The following is an 18355-nucleotide window of genomic DNA, read 5'->3' as shown; positions in this document are numbered from 1 at the left end:
TTGAGCAGACATTCAATCAATTAAAGAATGATGGACTAGAACAGCCACGTTGGTATGGGTTTCATCGCTATTTACTGCATGTACAATTATGCATTCTTATGCATAATTTTGAGTTTTTACTCTAGTTTTGCAACACCATCAAAAGAGTATGTCGGCCGTGAGAATCCGCTTACGTTTGCTGCCCGGATCACAGAGCGTTTAGGCGGGGCGAAAATTTATTTGAAGCGCGAAGATTTAAACCATACAGGTTCGCATAAGATTAATAACGTCATCGGACAAATTTTGCTTGCGAAACGAATGGGAGCAAAACGCGTCATCGCTGAAACGGGTGCGGGACAGCATGGTGTTGCCACCGCGACGGCTTGCGCGATGTTTGGAATTGATTGCATCATTTATATGGGTGAGGAAGATACTAGACGTCAGGCATTAAACGTATTTCGTATGGAGCTTTTAGGCGCAAAAGTCGTTCCGGTATCAAAAGGACAAGGAAGATTGAAGGATGCGGTCGATGAAGCATTAAATGACCTTGTTGAAAATTATAAGAACACGTTTTATTTGCTTGGTTCAGCGGTTGGACCTCATCCATATCCAAGCATCGTTAAACATTTTCAGTCTGTCATAAGCGAAGAAAGCAAGCGGCAAATTTTCGAGAAAGAAGGACGGTTGCCTGATGTTGTCATCGCCTGTGTCGGCGGCGGAAGCAATGCGATTGGAGCGTTTGCTCATTATATTGATGAACCAAATGTACGTCTGATCGGCGTAGAGCCGGAAAAAGCAGCGACGCTTACAAAAGGTGTGCCAGCCGTGCTGCATGGGTTTAAATGTTTAGTGTTGCTAGATGAAGATGGAAATCCACAGCCGACTTATTCGATTGCCGCTGGTCTTGACTACCCGGGAATCGGTCCTGAGCACAGCCATTTAAAAGTTTCTGGGCGTGCCGAGTATTATACGGTTACGAACGAGGAAGTGCTTGAAGCATTTCAAGTGCTATCGAGAACGGAAGGGATTATTCCAGCGCTTGAGAGCGCTCATGCGGTTGCTTATGCAATGAAATTAGCGCGAACGCTAGATCAAGATAAAATTATTATTGTAAACATTTCAGGACGTGGAGATAAAGACGTGGAACAAGTATTTCGTATGTTAAATCAAGCATAAACGTTTTGGAGAGAGGCTGTCTCAGGATGATGAGACAGCCGTTTTTGCATGATACTTCATACGATATAAACGAACTGCTCTCACCGCTTGTTTGGCGAACTGCCCGCCACTTGACTTTATGTGAAGTGGGGTTATATGCGGCTTATATGTTACAGCTTCCGGATGAGCAACATACAAAAACCCATTTACACCTCGCTCCCGTCCTAAAGGCATTCATTTTTGATTAGAGCACAATGGTAAGTGAAATAGTCTTACATGATGTCGCAGTTATACAGCTAATGAAAAAACAAGAAGAGAAATTTAGGATTCTAATTTCTCAAGTTGATAAAATGCTTCTACGATTTTCCCGTTATTAACAGGGGTATTCATAAGATGAATAGATTCATGTGGTTTGATGATTTCTTCGGCAATGTAAATGAGTTTTTCTTTTTCTGTTGCATCAAGGCCGAGTTGTTTTAGAGTATAAGGTAACTTTAAATCTCGGTAAAATGGAAGCAAACGGTGAATTTCATCCCAATTTTCTTCAAGGGCTAGCTGGACGAGAATCCCATATGCTACTTTTTCTCCATGCAACAAATGATGGGTTTCGGGAATTTTAGTTAATCCGTTATGAACGGAATGGGCACCTGCTACTCTTCCATATCGATCCCCAAATCCTCCAACCATTCCACCTGCCATAATAATCGTTTCAATTACTTTGCGAAAGGATAGGGTATCACGTTTTTCTACTAAGTCGTTTATGGCTGCTCGACCATGTTCGAGTAACTCTGTTTTGCAAAGATAGGCCATTTGATGAGCGATTTTTACGGAAAGGGGAGGGTTGTTTACTTGACGAATGATACAATCAGCTTCATACCATTTGGCAAGCGTATCAGCTATCCCTGCTCGGAGATAAGCGGCTGGTGAGTGTAACAATATTCTTGTGTCAACTAAAACCATTAACGTTGATTTTGGAAAAATATCAAAGCGAATAAATGCCCCATTTTCATCATAAATCACGCTAAGAGGTGTCCAAGCTGCACAAGTAGAAGCGAGAGTTGGGATTAATACCACATCAAGCTGGACTTGATTGGCAACTGCTTTCGCCAAATCTAGCACTTTTCCGCCGCCGATTCCAATGATTACATCAAAATGAACGCAAAGTGTAGATAACCGTTCGATTTCAGACAATGAACATTCTCCCTTATATGGGAAAAAGGAATAAGTGAATTTACGGTTTTTAGGGAAATATGGCTCGGCCACTTTCCATGACCGTTCTCCGCAAATGACAAAACCACTTCTAAAACCATGTTTTTGTAATAAAGTTTCGAGATGAGTTAAAGCTCCGCTTTCGCATACATAATAGTTAGGAGCACCGCGAACTTCGATGATGTCCATCTTTTTATTCCTCCTTTTAAAAGATTAGATAAAACGCCGCTAAAGGAGCGGCGTTTCGCAATACGGATTTAATGTTTTCGTTTTAACATCCACTCTGGCTTACCGAAGCCTTTAAATTGTTCATCGATGACTTTTTCAAACTCTTTTGACTCAACCGCCTCTTTAATATCTTTCACAAATGGCTTGTTCAGATCTTTTGTATTTACGACAACACGGTTGCGGTATTTATCAGGCATTTTTTCTAATACAAGTGCGTCAAGAAGGTTCATTTTTGCTGCTAATGCGTAGTTTCCAGGAACGGCAGCTAAATCAACACTTTGTACTGCACGAGGTAATTGACCTGCTTCGATTGGCTTAAACTGAAGTTTTTTTACATTTTCCTTTACATCTTTTTCAGAGACTGTTAATGGGTTTGCAGCTGGGTCGAGCTTAATTAATCCTGCATCTTGTAAGATTAAGAACGCTCTTGCTGCGTTTGTCGGATCGTTAGGAATAGCAATCTGACTGCCTTCTTTAATTTCGTCTAGTGACTTAAATTTATTTGAGTAAATCCCCATTGGCGCAGTTGGAACGACGATCACTTCTGAAAGGTCAAGATGATGTTGTTTTGCGAATGTCTCCATATAGATTTTGTGCTGGAATAGGTTGGCATCTAAATCACCATTAGTGAGAGCTATATTTGGTTGTATGTAATCGCTGAACTCTACGACTTTTACTTTATAGCCTTTCTTTTCAAGAATAGGCTTAATCGCTTTATTCACCATGTCGCTGTAAGGACCGGAAGTAGCCCCAATCGTAAGTTCTTTTTTCTCTGTAGAATTAGAAGTTGTTTCCTTGCTTCCGCAGGCGGCGAGAAGCCCGAAGGATAACAATAAAACTAGAAAGACTGATAATTTTTTCATCACAAATCCCCCTAATATTTGTATGTTCAACGACCTTATCGCTTATCAACAAGACGAGCAATGCGGTCGCCTGCAAACTGAATGATTTGTACAAGGCAGATTAAAATGACGATTGTTGTAATCATAACAGTATTGTCGTAGCGGTAATAGCCAAAACGAATCGCAAGGTCTCCAATTCCTCCGCCGCCGACAATTCCTGCCATCGCCGAATAACTGACTAAACTTATCGTTGTAATCGTAATTCCGTGCATAATGCCGGGACGAGCTTCAGGTAAGAGGACGTCTTTTATAATCATCCAAGGTGTGGCGCCGACAGCAACAGCGGCCTCGATCACACCTTTGTCAATCTCCCGCAAAGAAGTTTCTACAATTCTAGCAAAAAATGGGATAGCCGCAACGGACAACGAAACAGAAGCCGCTGTAGGTCCGATTGTTGTTCCCGTAATGAGCTTGGTGAGCGGCAATAGCCCAACAAGCAAAATAACAAAAGGAATGGAACGAATCATATTTACGATAAATCCAAGAACGGATTTAACGGTCGTATTTTCTAAAAACAGACCGCGGTCGGTAACGAATAACAAAATTCCTAAAGGAAGACCAGCTATAATCGCCACTGAAAGAGAAATGGCAACCATATAAAGAGTTTCCAAGAATGCTTTGTTTAGTTCGGGAACTAAATTCATAAGCGAATTAAGCAGCACTTGCAATGACCTCCAATCCGTTTGTTCTTAGGGAAATATAATCAATGGCTCGCTCAATTTCATCAGGGTCTCCTGTAAGTTCCATAATGAAAATTCCAAGCGGCATATCTTGAATGTACTCAATTTTTCCGTGCAAAATATTTCCTTTTACATTAAATGTTTGAAGCATATCAGAAACAACTGTTTCTTCGGCAATCTCGCCTTTGAACTGAATTTTTACAATCGTTCCTGTACGTTTTTTCAGCAAATGGTCAGGAAGCTCAAATTGCAGAACGCTATTAATAAACGATTTTGTCAATTCTTCTTTTGGATTCGTAAAAATGTCATACACGGTTCCTAATTCAATTACTTTTCCATCCTGCATCACCGCAATACGGTCGCATATGTCTTTGACGACTTCCATTTCATGAGTAATTAAAACAATCGTAATTCCAAGTTCGCGGTTAATCTTTTTCAATAAGGCTAAAATCGATTTCGTCGTACTTGGATCGAGCGCTGATGTTGCTTCGTCGCATAAGAGGACAGTTGGTTCATTTGCAAGTGCTCGTGCAATTCCGACTCGTTGTTTTTGGCCGCCGCTTAGTTGGGAAGGATACGCATCTCGTTTATCAGCAAGACCAACCATTTCCAGTAGTTCATTCACCCGTTTCTCAATTTCGTCTTTTGATTTTTTTGCAGCTTTTAAAGCAAATGCGACATTTTCAAATACCGTTTTTGAACTAACAAGGTGGAAATGCTGGAAAATCATCCCGATCTTTAGGCGTGCTTGGCGTAATTCCTTGTCATTTAAAGTGGTTAAATCGACCCCATCGATGATGACTTGTCCCGATGTTGGGCGTTCTAAAAGATTTAAGCATCGTAAAAGCGTGCTTTTTCCGGCACCGCTATAGCCGACAATGCCGAAGATTTCACCATTTTTGATCGTTAAAGAAACATTGTCCACGCCAATTACCTTATTCTTTTTAGATGAATACACTTTTACTAAGTTCTTTACCTCAATCATCGAATCCCTCGCTCCTATTTTTGTTTTTGTAATTTATAGATGGTGCACATCTTTTCGCGAATGAAGAGAAGAAGGCAACCAAGGATTAATGTTCATCTTATACAATAAGAGACTTTACTCTCCTTATGCATGAGCATCTTTTGTTAAGAAAAAATGCCTCTTTCATTCAGAAAGAGGCATCGGGTATCTATGTACACGACTTATCTTTCAGAATGAAAGTCATTCTGCAGGATTTGGCACCGTTCCTCTTATAAGGAGGTTGCCGGACGTCATAGGGCCTGTTCCCTCGGTCACTCTCGATAAGCGGTTGATCGTATTCAATTTTTACATAAATCATAATTCTAAAAAAAATGATTGTCAATATACGTTTTTCCTACTAAAGAAAAAGAAATCGCTTACAATCTTGGTGTATCATAGAAAAAATTTTTTAAAAGGAGTTTGTTATAAAGAATGAGTACGGATTCAAAAAGAGGGAAGCGCTCATCATTGATCAGAAAGATTGAAAGAAATACTCAGTCACAAAGACAAAAACATTTTTAAGGGGTAACTAGCAATTTCTATGTTATTCACATTTTCTTTGTATTCTTTTCGAATACCTCACAGCCTTTTTGGATTCTGAATGAAACGCTCGTTGAATAAGTAAAAATGGTATATTTTTTAAAGGTGTTTTACGTATAGGCGAAGAAGAATCTTAAAATAGAAAACGCTAGATAATTAGTAACTATGCAATTAAAATGACTTATATGATGAGATTAGAGTTTTTGGTAACCGACAAAAAATTTATATGAAATAATGGGTTAAGTATATATTGATTGGGGATTAAAATTTGCGAGGTGAACGTCATGCGCGTGGTTACTGCTTCAGAAATGTACGCAATTGATCGGTATACGATTCAACAAATCGGTATGAGCGAAGAATCATTGATGGAAAATGCCGGACAAGCTGTTGCGAGAATTTTGCGGGAACGAATTCATCCTACTCAGCGCGTCGCTGTTTTAGCGGGTACGGGAAATAATGGTGGGGACGGTTTTGTCATTGCGAGAGTATTAAAAAGTTATGGTTATGCAACCGATTTATGGTTGGTACCGCCAAAGGAAAAAGTAAAAGGAGCGGCGAAAAAAGCGCTTGAAATCTATGAGAATTCGGGATATGAAGTAAAGCATTGCATAGGAAATGAGAAGGAATTTACCGAACAATTAAGTCATTATGACGTTATCGTTGACGCGTTGCTTGGAATTGGCGTAAAAGGAATATTGAGATCTCCATATAAAGAAATAATTGACAAGGTTAACGAAGCAGAAAGGCTTGTCGTGTATGCGATTGATGTGCCAAGCGGGATTTTTGCTGATGGGGGAGAAGTGGAGACGGCCATTCAGGCGGATGCAACGATCACGATTCAATACCCAAAGCTAAGTGCATACACGTTCCCAACAGCTGATTACTATGGTGAATTAATGGTAGTGGATATCGGTATCCCTCCGCTTTCCTTGGAAAAAAATGCTGGGTTTCGCAAGCTATGGAGTGAAGCGGATGTGGTAAGAACGCTGCCGACAAGAAAACGCTCGTCGCATAAAGGTACTTATGGAAAAGGTCTTGTCATTGGCGGTTCTCGAAATATGACAGGCGCTGTCACTATGACTGCAAAAGCGGCTTTAAGAAGCGGAGCTGGATTGCTGACAATGGCTGTACCGGATGACATTTATTCAGTTGTAGCAACACATGTTCCAGAGGTGATGTATTATCCGTGTTCATCGATAAACGGCTGTTTTACCGGTGAAATTGATTTTGTCCACTTGGATGTTGACGCAATTGCCGTAGGACCAGGCATGGGAAGAACAGCGGGGACGAAAAGCGTTGTCCAAAAGGTGCTATGTCAGGATGTTCCGGTCGTTCTTGATGCGGATGCGTTATATTACTGGAAAGATTATGTTTCCATAGTAAGAGAACGAAAACAAGCGACGATTGTAACGCCGCATCCTGGAGAAATGGCGCGAATGATTAATGTTTCCATTCGTGATCTCGAAAAGGATCGTTTTGCCATTGCGAAACAATTTGCGATGGACTATGGTGTCTACCTTGTGTTAAAAGGTCCTTACACCATTGTCACAACTCCAAATGGAAAGCAATACGTGAACACAACGGGAAATCCTGCATTAGCAAAAGGCGGAAGCGGTGACGTGCTGACTGGCATCATTCTTGCGTTTATGATGCAGCACGCCGACATTCAGGAAGCAATTAGCAATGCTGTGTTCGTGCATGGAAAAGCAGCGGATGTGCTCATCGAGAGGGGGCATTCACCATTGGATGTGCTTGCCACAGATGTTATCGAGGCTATTCCGCAAACGCTTTTTCACTTATACAAAAAGGAATCGCTATGAAATGCGATTCCTTTTATTTGTTAGATAACCAAACTTTTTTCAAAAGCCTCACACCATCAATGATGTCTTTTTCGTTCATTCCGCCAAACCCTAATAATACATAGCTAGGCGGGGTTCCGCTTTTACCAAACCAATATTTCGCCGCTGAATACACTTTTATACCGGCTTTCTCTGCTTTGATGACCAATTCGTCTACGTTGTTATAGTTTTTTAAATTCATAAGTAGATGCAATCCTGCCTTTTCGCCTATCACTGTTGCGTTGTCCCCAAAGTATTCGCGGATAGCGGTGATGAGTGTTTGCTGTTTTTTCGCATACGTATGGCGCATTTTTCGGATGTGCCGTTCGAAATAACCGTATTTCATGAAAAGGTATAGTGTTTTTTGAATAATTGTAGAGACAGGCTGGTTGTAGTTATAAAATATTTGCGAAAATCTTTCTAACAAGCAATTGGGAAGTACCATGTAACTTACGCGAATCGACGGTGTCAACACTTTGGAAAACGTCCCTAAATAAATCACTCGATTTTGCATATCAAGCGCCTTTAAGGCGGGAATCGGCTTGCTTTCATAGCGAAATTCGCTGTCATAATCATCTTCAATGATCCATGCACTGTTTTTAGCAGCCCATTTTAATAGTTTTTGCCGCTTACCGATGGGCAAAACCATGCCAAGTGGCAGCTGATGCGAAGGAGTGACGTATACGACATTCGCGTTGCTTGTTTCCAATTCTTCGATATTTAATCCATCTTCCTCAAGCGAAATAGGCAAGACTTGAAAGTGATGGTTTAAAAATACGGAGCGTATTCCGTCATACGATGGGTTTTCCATGGCGATGGCACAAGTTTTAGAATCGAATAATTGGCAGATGAGACTTGTCAGCTGCTGAATTCCTGAGCCGATGATAATTTGTTCTGGTGAACAGAGAATCCCGCGTGCTTGGTACAAATAATTCTTGATTTCTCGGCGAAGGTCGAAGTCTCCTTTTCGTTCCCCGTACCATAAAATTTTTTCCGGCTCCATCTCCAAGGCTTCGTTCATGCATTTCCGCCAAGCCTTCATTGGAAAATGAGTTGTGTCAATGTGACCGTAGCGAAAATCGTAGCGCATTGATTGTTCTGCTGGCGGCACCGGGGAATGTTGTTGTGTTTCGGAAAGCGATGGCACGAGAGGTTCCTCAAGTTCTTTGACGATGAAACCGACGCGCGGTTTACTTTCGATATATCCTTCGGCAAGAAGCTGCTGATACGCGCCTTCGACCGTGTTTTTGCTGATGCCTAAATGCTTGGAAAGTGCTCGAATGGACGGCAATTTACTGCCTTTAGCAATATTTTTGTTTATGATTTCCGTTTTCAAATATTCATAGAGTTGAATGTAGAGCGGGACACGTGTTGTTGTATCGAAAACAGGGCTTAGTTCTATCATGTGCTCCTCCTCTGACACCTATATTTTTTTTAAAACTGTCACTATCCATCAGGTCAGTTTTTTTCTACAATTCATTATATCATCATGAAAGGGGAGAGAGATCGATGAGAAGAGCGATGTTAGAATGCAAAGATGAAGAAAAAATCAACCGCTTATTACAGGAGGCTTCGACAGGTTTTTTAGGCTTGGCAGATGGCGACGAACCGTATGTCGTGCCGCTCAATTTTGTTTGGTGGAACAATTGCGTTTATGTGCATGGAGCCGAAGAAGGGCGAAAAATGGAGATCATCAAGAGCAACCCGCGCGTATGCTTTACTGTAAGCGAGAATGCTGGAACGATGGTGCATCCGGTGCCGGCGAAAACGAGTACGGCTTATATGAGTGTTATCATATTTGGGCGGGCATCGGTTGTTTCTGACTTGGAAGAGGCAACAGCAGCGTTGCAGCAATTGCTTTATAAATATGTTCCGGGGTATTTTTCCACGCCGCTTTCTAAGCGGCACGTGTCCTCATACCGTTCTTCAATGGGAAGCGGTACGGTGGTGTTAAAAGTGATTCCTGATATGATGACAGCGAAAGAGAAACCGATGGACGAGCAGCGGCAATTTTACAAAGGAAGGACGGTTCAAGACGACATCGGACGTTTTTAAGCTTGAAAAAGAGCATGAACGCGAACGAATGTAGCGAAGAAAGTCGTTACTCGATTCGCGTTTTTTATTGCTGAAATATATAGAAAATTTTGTTTATTTTTATTATAATGAACATACTGATTTGATTTTTGGGATAAATGTTTCAATATTCGGAACAAAGGGAGAACATCATGAATAAAACAGTTGTCAAAACGATGGAGATGTTGCGGTTGTTTGTCGAACATGAGCGGCTAACGCTACAACAAATGGTATCGTTATTGCAGATGCCAAAGACATCGGTGTACCGGATGGCACAATCGTTATTAGAAATGGGGTTTTTACAAAAAATAGGAGATCATTACCAGTTGGGATTGGCGTTTTTATCGTTTGGCATGTTAGTTGCGGAACGATTGGATCTTCGCCAAGTGGCCTTGCCGGTGATGAGAAGGATAAAAGAAGAAACGAAAGAGGCAGTTAATTTAGTTATTCGTGATGGCGATGAGGCGATTTATATCGAAAAAGTGGAAACATCTGAACCTGTACGCGTCTATACAAAAGTAGGTCGTCGTGCTCCTTTATACGCAGGAGCGTGCCCGCGTGTGTTATTAACGTTTATGGAAAACGAAGAGCAGAAACGATATATTGACCATATTGAACTTGTAGCGATCGCAAAAAATACGATTGTTGACCGACAAACGTTACGGAATACGATTGAACAAGACCGCAAACGGCAGTATACCGTTAGCTACTCGGAATTGGAAGACTACTCCGCAGCGGTGGCAGTGCCGATTTTCAATTATGAGGGAAAAGTGGTAGCCGGGTTAAGTATTGCCGGTCCGGAGCCGCGTTTTTCTCAAGAGGCGGTCGAGCACATGGTGCCAATATTGCAAAGAGCTGCATTTGAGATTTCTAAACAGCTTGGCTTTTCAAGGAAGGGATGAATGTGAAGTATACGATGTTTCCATTAAGCGAAAATGCCCTTACGATTCGATTTTTCCATGAAGTGAGCGAACAGGTGAATGAGCGAGTTCATCAATTCACGTTGATGCTCCAAAAACAACGTTGGGAAGGAATCGTGGATATTGTGCCGACCTTTTCTTCTCTCACCATTTACTATGACCCACTTTTTGTTGGAGCGTATGAGCGAATGTGCGAAAGGCTGCAAACAGCATTAGAGCGGCTCGAACAGGAAGTGCCTCCTGTGCCAGAACGAACGATTGTTATCCCCGTTTGTTACGGCGGGAATTTTGGTCCCGATTTACCGGATGTGGCTGAGTATCACGGATTGACCGAACAAGAAGTAATCAATGTTCACTCCCATGGCACGTACAAAGTGTTTATGATTGGTTTTGCCCCGGGGTTTGCGTATTTAGGGGGACTATCTCTAGACATTGCGACACCGCGCCGGGCGACACCTCGCATAGCCGTGCCGGCTGGTTCTGTGGGAATTGCCGGGAATCAAACGGGAATTTATCCCCTTTCAACTCCCGGTGGATGGCAAATCATTGGGAGAACGCCTCTTTCTTTATTTCGTCCACACGATCCAGAACCAAGCTTATTGCGTGCGGGAGATATTGTCCGATTTCAACCTATCACTGAAGAAGATTATAGGATGTGGAATGATGAACGCGATTCATGTCATTCATAGCGGGTTGTTGACAACCATTCAAGACTTAGGGAGGTGGGGATTTCAAAAAGATGGAGTGTCTGTGAGTGGAGCGATGGACTCATTTGCCAGCCGTATTGCGAACTTCCTAGTCGGAAATGAAGCCCATGAGGCGACATTAGAAGTGACAATGCTTGGACCTACGCTTCGTTTTGAAAAAGACGCCCTCATTGCGATTTGCGGTGGCGACTTTTCCTGTACATTAAATGATGAGCAAGTTTCATTATGGAAACCTTTGTTCGTCAAAAGTGGTAGTGTTCTTTCGATTGGAGCGTGTCGGAACGGATATCGAGCTTATATTGCATTTGCAGGTGGGCTTGACATTCCGCTCATCATGAACAGCCGCTCTACTTATTTACAAGCACAAATTGGCGGGTTGCATGGAAGGGCGTTGCGAAAAGGAGATATGTTGTTATTGCGTTCTAGTGACCGACCTATTTTTCCACACCGTGTCAACTGGGGGATTGCTGTTTCTGCACGCGTCTATATTTATGGAAAGAAAAGGACCATTCGAGTGACGGAAGGAATAGAGTATGCCACGTTTACAAACGAAAGTATCCATTATTTTTTTACATCTCCTTATAAAATCACAACACAATCTGATCGGATGGGCTATCGTTTGCAAGGACAGGTGCTTGAACGAAACACGGAGCAGGAAATGGTGTCAGAAGCAGTCACATTTGGAACGATTCAAGTGCCGAAAGACGGTCAACCGATTATTTTAATGGCGGATCGGCAAACAACAGGGGGGTATCCGCGTATCGCCCAAGTGATTTCCGTTGACTTGCCGATATTAGCCCAGGCGCGTCCCGGGGATGTGATTCAGTTTCAAAAAGCGAAATTCGAAGAAGCGCAACAGCTGTACATTGAACGCGAGCGGGAGATGAACCGATGGAAAACAATCATTGATCAAAAATGGAGGGAGATACGTGGCGCGAATTGATATCAATTGCGATTTCGGCGAAAGTTTTGGCGCGTATCGGATTGGTGAAGAGGAAGCGATTTTGGACTATGTGACTTCCGTTAATATTGCCTGCGGATTCCATGCTGGGGACCCTATTGTGATGCGGAAAACGGTACAGATGGCGCTTTCGAGAGGAATTGCGGTCGGAGCGCATCCCGGTTTTCCCGATTTGCTTGGATTTGGTCGTAGAAACATCGATGTTACTCCAGATGAAGTATACGCGTATGTCGTGTATCAAGTGGGGGCGTTATCCGCATTTGTTAAAGCGGAAGGGGGGGAACTGACGCATGTGAAGCCGCACGGTGCTTTATACAATATGTCTGCAAAAGATGTGCCACTTGCTGAAGCCATTGCCAAGGCGGTGTATGATATTGATCCGACATTAATCTTGTATGGATTAGCGGGGAGTGAATTAATTACGGCTGGTAAGAAAATCGGTTTAAAAACAGCAAGTGAAGTATTTGCCGACCGTACGTACCAACAAGACGGTTCACTGACACAACGAAGCGATCCGAATGCGCTCATTGCCGATGAACGTGAAGCAGTTCGTCAAGTGATGAGAATGGTTCAAGAAGGACGCGTTCGTTCGTTACAAGGCATTGATGTTTCCATTGAAGCGGAGACAGTTTGCATTCATGGAGATGGAGCAAAAGCTGTTATATTTGCGAAACAACTCTATGAAACATTGCAGGACGCAGGTGTTGAGATTAGACCTTTCAGCGACTAGTAGGGGAGGATAGGAAAAGTGAGTGTCGAGCGTGAAACGGAGAAAAAGACTATATCCATTGCGAAGAAGGGCTCATCAAATATCGGAGTGTTGGCTGGGGCTGTTTTCTTAATGGCCACGTCAGCTATTGGACCAGGTTTTTTAACACAAACGACCGTATTTACACAACAGCTTGCCGCTAGTTTTGGCTTTGTCATTCTTGTTTCTATTATTCTTGATATCGGAGCGCAAGCGAACATATGGCGCATTATTGCTGTATCGGAAAAGCGGGCGCAAGACATTGCTAATGACGTTTTACCGGGATTAGGATATATGTTAGCAGGCCTGATTCTGATTGGCGGATTAGCGTTCAATATTGGCAATATCGGTGGCGCTGGATTAGGGATTAACGTCCTTTTTGGGCTGTCACCGAAAACGGGAGCGGTCATTAGTGCGGTCGTTGCTATTGCGATTTTTCTTGTTCGTGAAGCAGGAAAAATGATGGATCGCTTTACGCAATGGTTAGGCATTGTGATGATTGGATTGACGCTTTATGTCGTATGGACCGCGAAACCTCCGCTCGGTGAGGCCGCTGTTAAAACGTTCGTGCCTGAGAACATTGATTTATTGGCGATTGTCACACTTGTTGGAGGTACGGTTGGCGGCTATATTACATTTGCCGGCGGGCACCGATTGTTAGACGCCGGAATTAAGGGAAAAGACAGCTTGCGACAAGTGACGCAGAGTTCCATCTCTGCGATTGGGGTAGCTTCATTAATGAGACTTTTATTATTTCTTGCTGCTCTTGGCGTTGTCGCCCAAGGGCTAACGTTAGATGAAGCGAATCCGCCAGCTTCGGTGTTTCGTTTAGCGGCGGGTGAGGTAGGGTATAAGTTTTTTGGTATTGTTATGTGGGCAGCAGCGATTACGTCCGTTGTCGGTTCCGCTTATACATCGATGTCATTCATTCGTACCTTTCATCCGACCTTAGAAAAATATCATCGCTTGCTGATTGTTTTATTTATTGTGATTTCTACGTTTGTGTTTGTTTTCGTTGGTCGTCCGGTGAAGACGATGATTTTTGTCGGGGCATTAAACGGGCTTGTGTTACCGATTTCGTTAGGGGTTATGCTAGTAGCTGCCTATAAACGAACAATCGTCGGAGATTACAAGCATCCGCTCTGGATGACGGTGTTTGGCGGAGTAGTTGTCGCAGTGATGGCATATATGGGCATTTATACGATAGTTCACCAAATCCCCCAACTGTTTCGATAAGTGATCCGCTGGAAAGAAACCTGAATGTAGTTATTTTTATAGAAGAATAAATTGAAAATCGAGATACACGTCGTTTCTGATGATGGCGAACGATGCTTTGTTTTTCCGTCTGGTCATTGACAATAAAGTTATTTCATTTCGGTCTTATAAGTACATATACCACCATTCAAGCTTTTTAGAACGGTGGTCAAGTCGTTGTTTAATTTTTCATATCCTATACTAATTTTCTCAAATTCAACAACAATGAAGTTGTTTAAAAATTGGAGGCCAACTAACAGTTAGCTTTTTGCAAGGTTGAATTGCCATGAAGCACCATATTTATTTTTACTCCAACCATACTTTTTACTAACTGGAGGAGCAGCTAATGGCATTAGAACTTTTATCTTTTTATTGTCAGTCAACACCATTAATAAGTGAAGTTCTTGCTTTTGTCTGGGAGATGCGGCTAATTTGATAGTCTAACCGTTGATGAATGGAGATGGTGGCTTCTTTTTTTGGAAATTTCACGGCGAATACGGGCAATCTCGTGCAGCATGCTGTCCTGAAGGATGTGCTGTTCAATCTGATTGTCTCGAATCGCTTTCGCCATTTTGTGTTTTCATCCATTTGCACTGGGACATTTCTTGCAGTGTACCCAACGAAACGATATGTATATTCAATACAAAATCAGGTAAAAATGGAACTAAAAACTTTGCTTTGATGACAGTGTTCCGCTAGGTTACGATAGATTTAAATAGGAATACTTTGAGGTTTGCTATATGTATGCCATTTATGAAGGAAACTTTAATAAAATGCATATCCTAGCTTAAACACTATCTTTACAAAATTGATCCCCACCATTTTATGGTGGGGGTGCCATTAACCTGTATAATTTCTCTATCTATTTGATAATTAAAGGTTTATCTAAAACTTTAAAATATAATTTTAGAATTAAGTAGAAGTTCTTATGTTTGCTAATTTTTGTTGGGTTTTATTATATATTATAGCCTTTAAATATTGAAGCAAATGATATAAAAAATAGGAAAGAACAAAAAGAATAGGGGAATAAAGTAAATTCCAAATCAAAGTCCTCGTTATATATTCTATTTCAAGAAAAATTAGTGCATGATAAGTTAAACTTATAATTAACGGATGGATTACATATATACCGAATGAACTTTGTCCAACTTTACTTATGAAAGTTCCCTTTCCTAAACTTTGGTAATTTATAACCATTAATATAAGACAAATGGTTGATGGTATTGTGAAAATGTAATAGTTGCCCCAAGGACCGCCGAATCTTTTAACAAGTACATAAGCTTCAACTAATTGAAATAGGGTAAACAATATAAATAATATGAAAAGAAGTGTTGGACTTACTCTTAACGTTTGAGCCTCATATTTTTTACTTAGATAGTAGCCGAGTGTAACGTAGAATAAACCAAAAAACAAAGCATCTCTTGTCTGTAATGGAACATTGAATATACTTGAATAAGATTGACCGAATAATCCTATGAAATTCAAAATAACACTGAAAACAAGTAATAAATGAATTTTATTTATTTTGATAAAAAAATATAATATGACGATACACCACATAAGAGCCATTAGAAACCATAAATGGAATGAAGTACCGTAAGTCATTCCGTAATACAATCTTCTTAATGTGAAAGCAGAGTTTAAGTAATGTATTACTTCTGATTTTATATGTAAACCATTTAAATAAGATGTTATCACAAGTATTAATAAATCATATAAAAAGTATATAATAGTCCAACTAATAAGTAATTTCACTATTTTCAATAAATAATGTTTAATATACGAGAAAGAGTTTTTGTTTTTCGTAATTTTAATTTTTTTGCCTAATAAATAACCGGAAGCAGCAAAGAAATATGGAACACCAAATCTAGCAAATACATTTATTATAAAACCAATGTTTTCTCCTTCAATAAATTCATTTTTATAATGAAGAAAAGGGGCCGTGTGTATAGATACAACAGCGAAGATGGCGAAAAACTTTATGAAATCAATCGAGTAATTTCTTTCCATGTTTTCTACCCTCAGTGAATTGCATGTTATATATTCCCATCAAAAGATGAAATGACTAAAAATAAACGTAACAGTATCTGCGTTTTTTTGTAATAAACTCATTTTATAATAAAGATGGTGTTGTGAAATAGAGTGAAAAATCAAAAATATGCATAACTGCACGTGTAGTGAATAGCGGTGAACTCCATACCAGCGTGGTTGCTCTACCTCATTGCTCTTTAAACTGATTGAATACATGCTTTGAATACATGCTCAATCGAATTGTGAAACCCAAATAGCCACTTTCTTAATCTGGTTTTCAACAAGACCCGGATGACATGGCCATATGCGTCTTTTCACTCACCACTATTTCATCGATTAGCTGGTGAAAAGAACAATATTCCGGATTGTTCGGCCACTTTACGGACGTTTTCACTATCATACGCTTCATCTCTAAGAGCAAACTCGATGCCCCATTCTTGTAAAGACGAAAGTAGTTAAGGTACCACCGCTGTATCATTTCGATTTGCAGTCGTAAAGAAAATGAAATCAAATACAAGAGGGAGATTTCATAATCTACTGCATGTTCAGTGACCAAAGCGGAATCATGTTAGTGTCCACCCCTTGGATTGTGTTTTAGCTGCTTTCCAAGGCGGTGGATTTTTTACATCTTTTATGCATCAATTATGTGTTTTGCAACACGTTCAATCTTCTTGTCACGAATCTTTAGATTCCTCATTGGATTTAGGGATGATGAGATTGAGATTACCTGCTTCCTCGTTTTCCACAAAGTGTTTAAGCATTGAAATCTTGTTGTCCCAAAATTGCTCGAAAAAGGAAAGCCAATGCTTAAGTTCGAGTAGCGCCTCTGGTTGGAGTTTGTATAACTTCTCCCTTCCTGACTTCTCCACACTGACAAGTTTCGATTCCAGTAAAATGCGCAAATGTTTAGAAACGGCTGTACGGCTCATAGGAAAATGCTTGCTTATTGCCGTAACGGGCAGTTTCTTATCAGCGAGCAGTCGAAGTATTTTCCGTCGAGTGGGATCGGCGATTGCTTGAAAAATATCATGCTTTGGCGCGGCTGACATTAAGCCTCAACTACTTTGCGCAGTTTCTCTTTAACAAGAGATTCCCAACCATTGTCCATTCGATTTCTTATTACTGAGTGTGTTTCCCCCGGTGCTGGAATAATCTCATTAGGCTCACCCCAACCAGAATGAATGAGTGTAAATTCCGTTTTTCCATCTAGTTCCTTTAATTCAAAAGAAACACGCCAACCGAATGTATCCCATGAAAAGGAAAGTCGGTTAGGTGGATCGAGTTCCAGAACTTTGCAAGGTGAGGGTCCAAAAGGTGACTGTAAAGTGAATTCATGTCCAACTTTTGGCTCAAAATCATTTGGCATAAACCATGCGGCAATACCTTCTGAAGTTGCCACTGCTTCCCATACTTTTTGAATCGGCGCATTAAATACGGCAGTTTTTCGGATGTCTGGAACTTTGCTTTGATTATTTACTTGCATATGACGTACCTCCATGTTGATTAATATGTAACCAAAAGGTTTCGTATTTCAGTATATGAAACCTTTTGGTTTCGTGTCAACTCTTTTTTCCGCTATGCTGTCCGTTAGAGAAGGAATATATTATTTTATACAAAGTCACTTCTTTTAGGAGAAAAATAACTCAGGATGTTTTTGTTACTTCTTCTATTTAGTCTATTGTAATCTTGAGATATCTTACATTAGTAAACGGTTTCAGTTGTAGTGCTTAATAAAGAAATCAATGTTAATTCCAGTTGCTCCAGGACCGCATTTTGATAAAGAGTAAGTTGTCCCACGTTTGCATTTCCACAACGGTCTTATAGCCTCGTAACTTTGCGATGAACGGCATGGAGCATTAATGTTTCTGATTCCTTTTGCCATGCTGTTCTTTTGCAACGGCAATATTCACAATCTCTACTGTTTCATCGTCCTTGATGATCTGCTCACCTACTTCGGCCACACAGCATCGTCCTCTTGTTTATATGTTGGCCAGTCTTTCAGAAGGATCGGCTAACAAGATAGTAAATACATTGGAGGCTGTTTATCATTATGTTTCCTCTTTTTTCACAAAGTGTATCCGATCATTCATGTATGGCTTTTTAAAAGAAATTTTTACAAGAGACGTT

The 18355-nt window shown here is 40.9% G+C and carries 16 protein-coding genes, 3 pseudogenes and 1 riboswitch; of the genes and pseudogenes, 10 read left to right on the top strand and 9 right to left on the bottom strand.

The annotated features are described in order from the left end of the window. The 3 genes and pseudogenes from HNR31_RS18770 to HNR31_RS11335 all read left to right on the top strand — a co-directional run. Window positions 1-125 (top strand): annotated as a pseudogene (locus HNR31_RS18770) (ISNCY family transposase); the annotation flags it as partial. A gap of 10 nt (window positions 126-135) precedes the next feature. After that, a pseudogene (trpB, locus tag HNR31_RS11340) lies at window positions 136-1155 on the top strand (tryptophan synthase subunit beta); the annotation flags it as partial. A 26-nt stretch (window positions 1156-1181) separates the two neighbouring features. Further along, window positions 1182-1382: a hypothetical protein gene (locus HNR31_RS11335; protein WP_181556340.1), complete on the top strand. Its 201-nt coding sequence runs from the start codon at window positions 1182-1184 to the stop codon at window positions 1380-1382. 73 nt (window positions 1383-1455) lie between these two features. On the opposite strand, the gene HNR31_RS11330 is transcribed toward HNR31_RS11335, so the two are convergent. From HNR31_RS11330 to HNR31_RS11315, 4 genes are all read right to left on the bottom strand, one after another. After that, window positions 1456-2532, bottom strand: coding sequence for an iron-containing alcohol dehydrogenase family protein (locus tag HNR31_RS11330; protein ID WP_181556339.1), 1077 nt, complete (start codon window positions 2530-2532; stop codon window positions 1456-1458). A 68-nt stretch (window positions 2533-2600) separates the two neighbouring features. After that, the gene (locus HNR31_RS11325) at window positions 2601-3434 is read right to left on the bottom strand and encodes a MetQ/NlpA family ABC transporter substrate-binding protein (protein WP_181556338.1); all 834 of its coding nucleotides are present in this window, start codon (window positions 3432-3434) and stop codon (window positions 2601-2603) included. A gap of 35 nt (window positions 3435-3469) precedes the next feature. Beyond that, window positions 3470-4135 carry a methionine ABC transporter permease gene (locus tag HNR31_RS11320; RefSeq protein WP_181556337.1) on the bottom strand — a complete coding sequence of 222 codons (666 nt, stop codon included), beginning with the start codon at window positions 4133-4135 and terminating at the stop codon, window positions 3470-3472. Continuing rightward, window positions 4125-5138, bottom strand: a complete 1014-nt coding sequence (locus tag HNR31_RS11315) for a methionine ABC transporter ATP-binding protein (RefSeq protein WP_181556336.1) — start codon at window positions 5136-5138, stop codon at window positions 4125-4127. Before HNR31_RS11315 ends, HNR31_RS11320 begins: the two co-directional genes overlap by 11 nt. A 197-nt stretch (window positions 5139-5335) precedes the next feature. Next, a riboswitch (SAM riboswitch) is annotated at window positions 5336-5444 on the bottom strand. A gap of 536 nt (window positions 5445-5980) precedes the next feature. Here HNR31_RS11315 and HNR31_RS11310 point away from each other — a divergent pair. Next, window positions 5981-7516 (top strand): NAD(P)H-hydrate dehydratase, encoded by a 1536-nt coding sequence (locus tag HNR31_RS11310; protein WP_181556335.1) that lies wholly within the window; start codon window positions 5981-5983, stop codon window positions 7514-7516. A gap of 13 nt (window positions 7517-7529) precedes the next feature. Here HNR31_RS11310 and pdxR read toward each other — a convergent pair whose 3' ends face one another. Further along, window positions 7530-8939, bottom strand: coding sequence for a MocR-like pyridoxine biosynthesis transcription factor PdxR (pdxR, locus tag HNR31_RS11305; protein WP_220129501.1), 1410 nt, complete (start codon window positions 8937-8939; stop codon window positions 7530-7532). Between the two features lie 104 nt (window positions 8940-9043). Between pdxR and HNR31_RS11300 the strand changes: the two genes are divergently transcribed. From HNR31_RS11300 to HNR31_RS11275, 6 genes are all read left to right on the top strand, one after another. Next, a complete protein-coding gene (locus HNR31_RS11300; protein WP_181556334.1) occupies window positions 9044-9589 on the top strand; it encodes a pyridoxamine 5'-phosphate oxidase family protein in 546 nt (181 codons plus the stop codon). A 170-nt stretch (window positions 9590-9759) separates the two neighbouring features. After that, window positions 9760-10509 (top strand): IclR family transcriptional regulator, encoded by a 750-nt coding sequence (locus HNR31_RS11295; RefSeq protein WP_181556333.1) that lies wholly within the window; start codon window positions 9760-9762, stop codon window positions 10507-10509. Next, the gene (gene pxpB / locus HNR31_RS11290) at window positions 10506-11216 is read left to right on the top strand and encodes a 5-oxoprolinase subunit PxpB (RefSeq protein WP_181556332.1); all 711 of its coding nucleotides are present in this window, start codon (window positions 10506-10508) and stop codon (window positions 11214-11216) included. The genes HNR31_RS11295 and pxpB overlap by 4 nt, the downstream gene beginning before the upstream one ends. Then, a complete protein-coding gene (locus HNR31_RS11285; RefSeq protein WP_181556331.1) occupies window positions 11191-12177 on the top strand; it encodes a 5-oxoprolinase subunit C family protein in 987 nt (328 codons plus the stop codon). Before pxpB ends, HNR31_RS11285 begins: the two co-directional genes overlap by 26 nt. After that, window positions 12164-12925 (top strand): LamB/YcsF family protein, encoded by a 762-nt coding sequence (locus tag HNR31_RS11280; RefSeq protein ID WP_181556330.1) that lies wholly within the window; start codon window positions 12164-12166, stop codon window positions 12923-12925. The genes HNR31_RS11285 and HNR31_RS11280 overlap by 14 nt, the downstream gene beginning before the upstream one ends. A 111-nt stretch (window positions 12926-13036) precedes the next feature. Next, on the top strand, window positions 13037-14179 hold the full coding sequence (locus HNR31_RS11275; protein ID WP_181556356.1) for an NRAMP family divalent metal transporter: 1143 nt from the start codon (window positions 13037-13039) through the stop codon (window positions 14177-14179). Window positions 14180-15109: 930 nt separating this feature from the next. On the opposite strand, the gene HNR31_RS11270 is transcribed toward HNR31_RS11275, so the two are convergent. The 4 genes and pseudogenes from HNR31_RS11270 to HNR31_RS11260 form a co-directional block, all read right to left on the bottom strand. After that, window positions 15110-16207 carry an acyltransferase gene (locus tag HNR31_RS11270; RefSeq protein WP_181556329.1) on the bottom strand — a complete coding sequence of 366 codons (1098 nt, stop codon included), beginning with the start codon at window positions 16205-16207 and terminating at the stop codon, window positions 15110-15112. 141 nt (window positions 16208-16348) lie between these two features. Continuing rightward, a pseudogene (locus HNR31_RS19440) lies at window positions 16349-16722 on the bottom strand (ISNCY family transposase); the annotation flags it as partial. A 180-nt stretch (window positions 16723-16902) separates the two neighbouring features. Next, window positions 16903-17277 carry an ArsR/SmtB family transcription factor gene (locus HNR31_RS11265; RefSeq protein WP_181556328.1) on the bottom strand — a complete coding sequence of 125 codons (375 nt, stop codon included), beginning with the start codon at window positions 17275-17277 and terminating at the stop codon, window positions 16903-16905. Then, the gene (locus tag HNR31_RS11260; RefSeq protein ID WP_181556327.1) at window positions 17277-17711 is read right to left on the bottom strand and encodes an SRPBCC family protein; all 435 of its coding nucleotides are present in this window, start codon (window positions 17709-17711) and stop codon (window positions 17277-17279) included. Before HNR31_RS11260 ends, HNR31_RS11265 begins: the two co-directional genes overlap by 1 nt. Between the last annotated feature and the right edge of the window lie 644 nt (window positions 17712-18355).

It is taken from the genome of Thermaerobacillus caldiproteolyticus (assembly GCF_013761245.1).
Lineage (GTDB): Bacteria > Bacillota > Bacilli > Bacillales > Anoxybacillaceae > Thermaerobacillus > Thermaerobacillus caldiproteolyticus.
The sequence above is the reverse complement of the archived record's forward strand: the minus strand, read 5'-3'. Positions and strand labels throughout refer to the sequence as shown.

Bases quoted from the DNA above. Each gene is read 5' to 3' on its own strand.
- HNR31_RS11330 (WP_181556339.1), bottom strand. From the start codon at position 2,532: ATGGACATCATCGAAGTTCGCGGTGCTCCTAACTATTATGTATGCGAA.
- HNR31_RS11300 (WP_181556334.1), top strand. From the start codon at position 9,044: ATGAGAAGAGCGATGTTAGAATGCAAAGATGAAGAAAAAATCAACCGC.
- HNR31_RS11270 (WP_181556329.1), bottom strand. From the start codon at position 16,207: ATGGAAAGAAATTACTCGATTGATTTCATAAAGTTTTTCGCCATCTTC.
- HNR31_RS11335 (WP_181556340.1), top strand. From the start codon at position 1,182: ATGATGAGACAGCCGTTTTTGCATGATACTTCATACGATATAAACGAA.
- HNR31_RS11260 (WP_181556327.1), bottom strand. From the start codon at position 17,711: ATGCAAGTAAATAATCAAAGCAAAGTTCCAGACATCCGAAAAACTGCC.
- HNR31_RS11275 (WP_181556356.1), top strand. From the start codon at position 13,037: ATGGCCACGTCAGCTATTGGACCAGGTTTTTTAACACAAACGACCGTA.
- HNR31_RS11265 (WP_181556328.1), bottom strand. From the start codon at position 17,277: ATGTCAGCCGCGCCAAAGCATGATATTTTTCAAGCAATCGCCGATCCC.
- pxpB (WP_181556332.1), top strand. From the start codon at position 10,506: ATGAATGTGAAGTATACGATGTTTCCATTAAGCGAAAATGCCCTTACG.
- HNR31_RS11310 (WP_181556335.1), top strand. From the start codon at position 5,981: ATGCGCGTGGTTACTGCTTCAGAAATGTACGCAATTGATCGGTATACG.
- HNR31_RS11285 (WP_181556331.1), top strand. From the start codon at position 11,191: ATGAACGCGATTCATGTCATTCATAGCGGGTTGTTGACAACCATTCAA.
- HNR31_RS11325 (WP_181556338.1), bottom strand. From the start codon at position 3,434: ATGAAAAAATTATCAGTCTTTCTAGTTTTATTGTTATCCTTCGGGCTT.
- pdxR (WP_220129501.1), bottom strand. From the start codon at position 8,939: ATGATAGAACTAAGCCCTGTTTTCGATACAACAACACGTGTCCCGCTC.
- HNR31_RS11295 (WP_181556333.1), top strand. From the start codon at position 9,760: ATGAATAAAACAGTTGTCAAAACGATGGAGATGTTGCGGTTGTTTGTC.
- HNR31_RS11315 (WP_181556336.1), bottom strand. From the start codon at position 5,138: ATGATTGAGGTAAAGAACTTAGTAAAAGTGTATTCATCTAAAAAGAAT.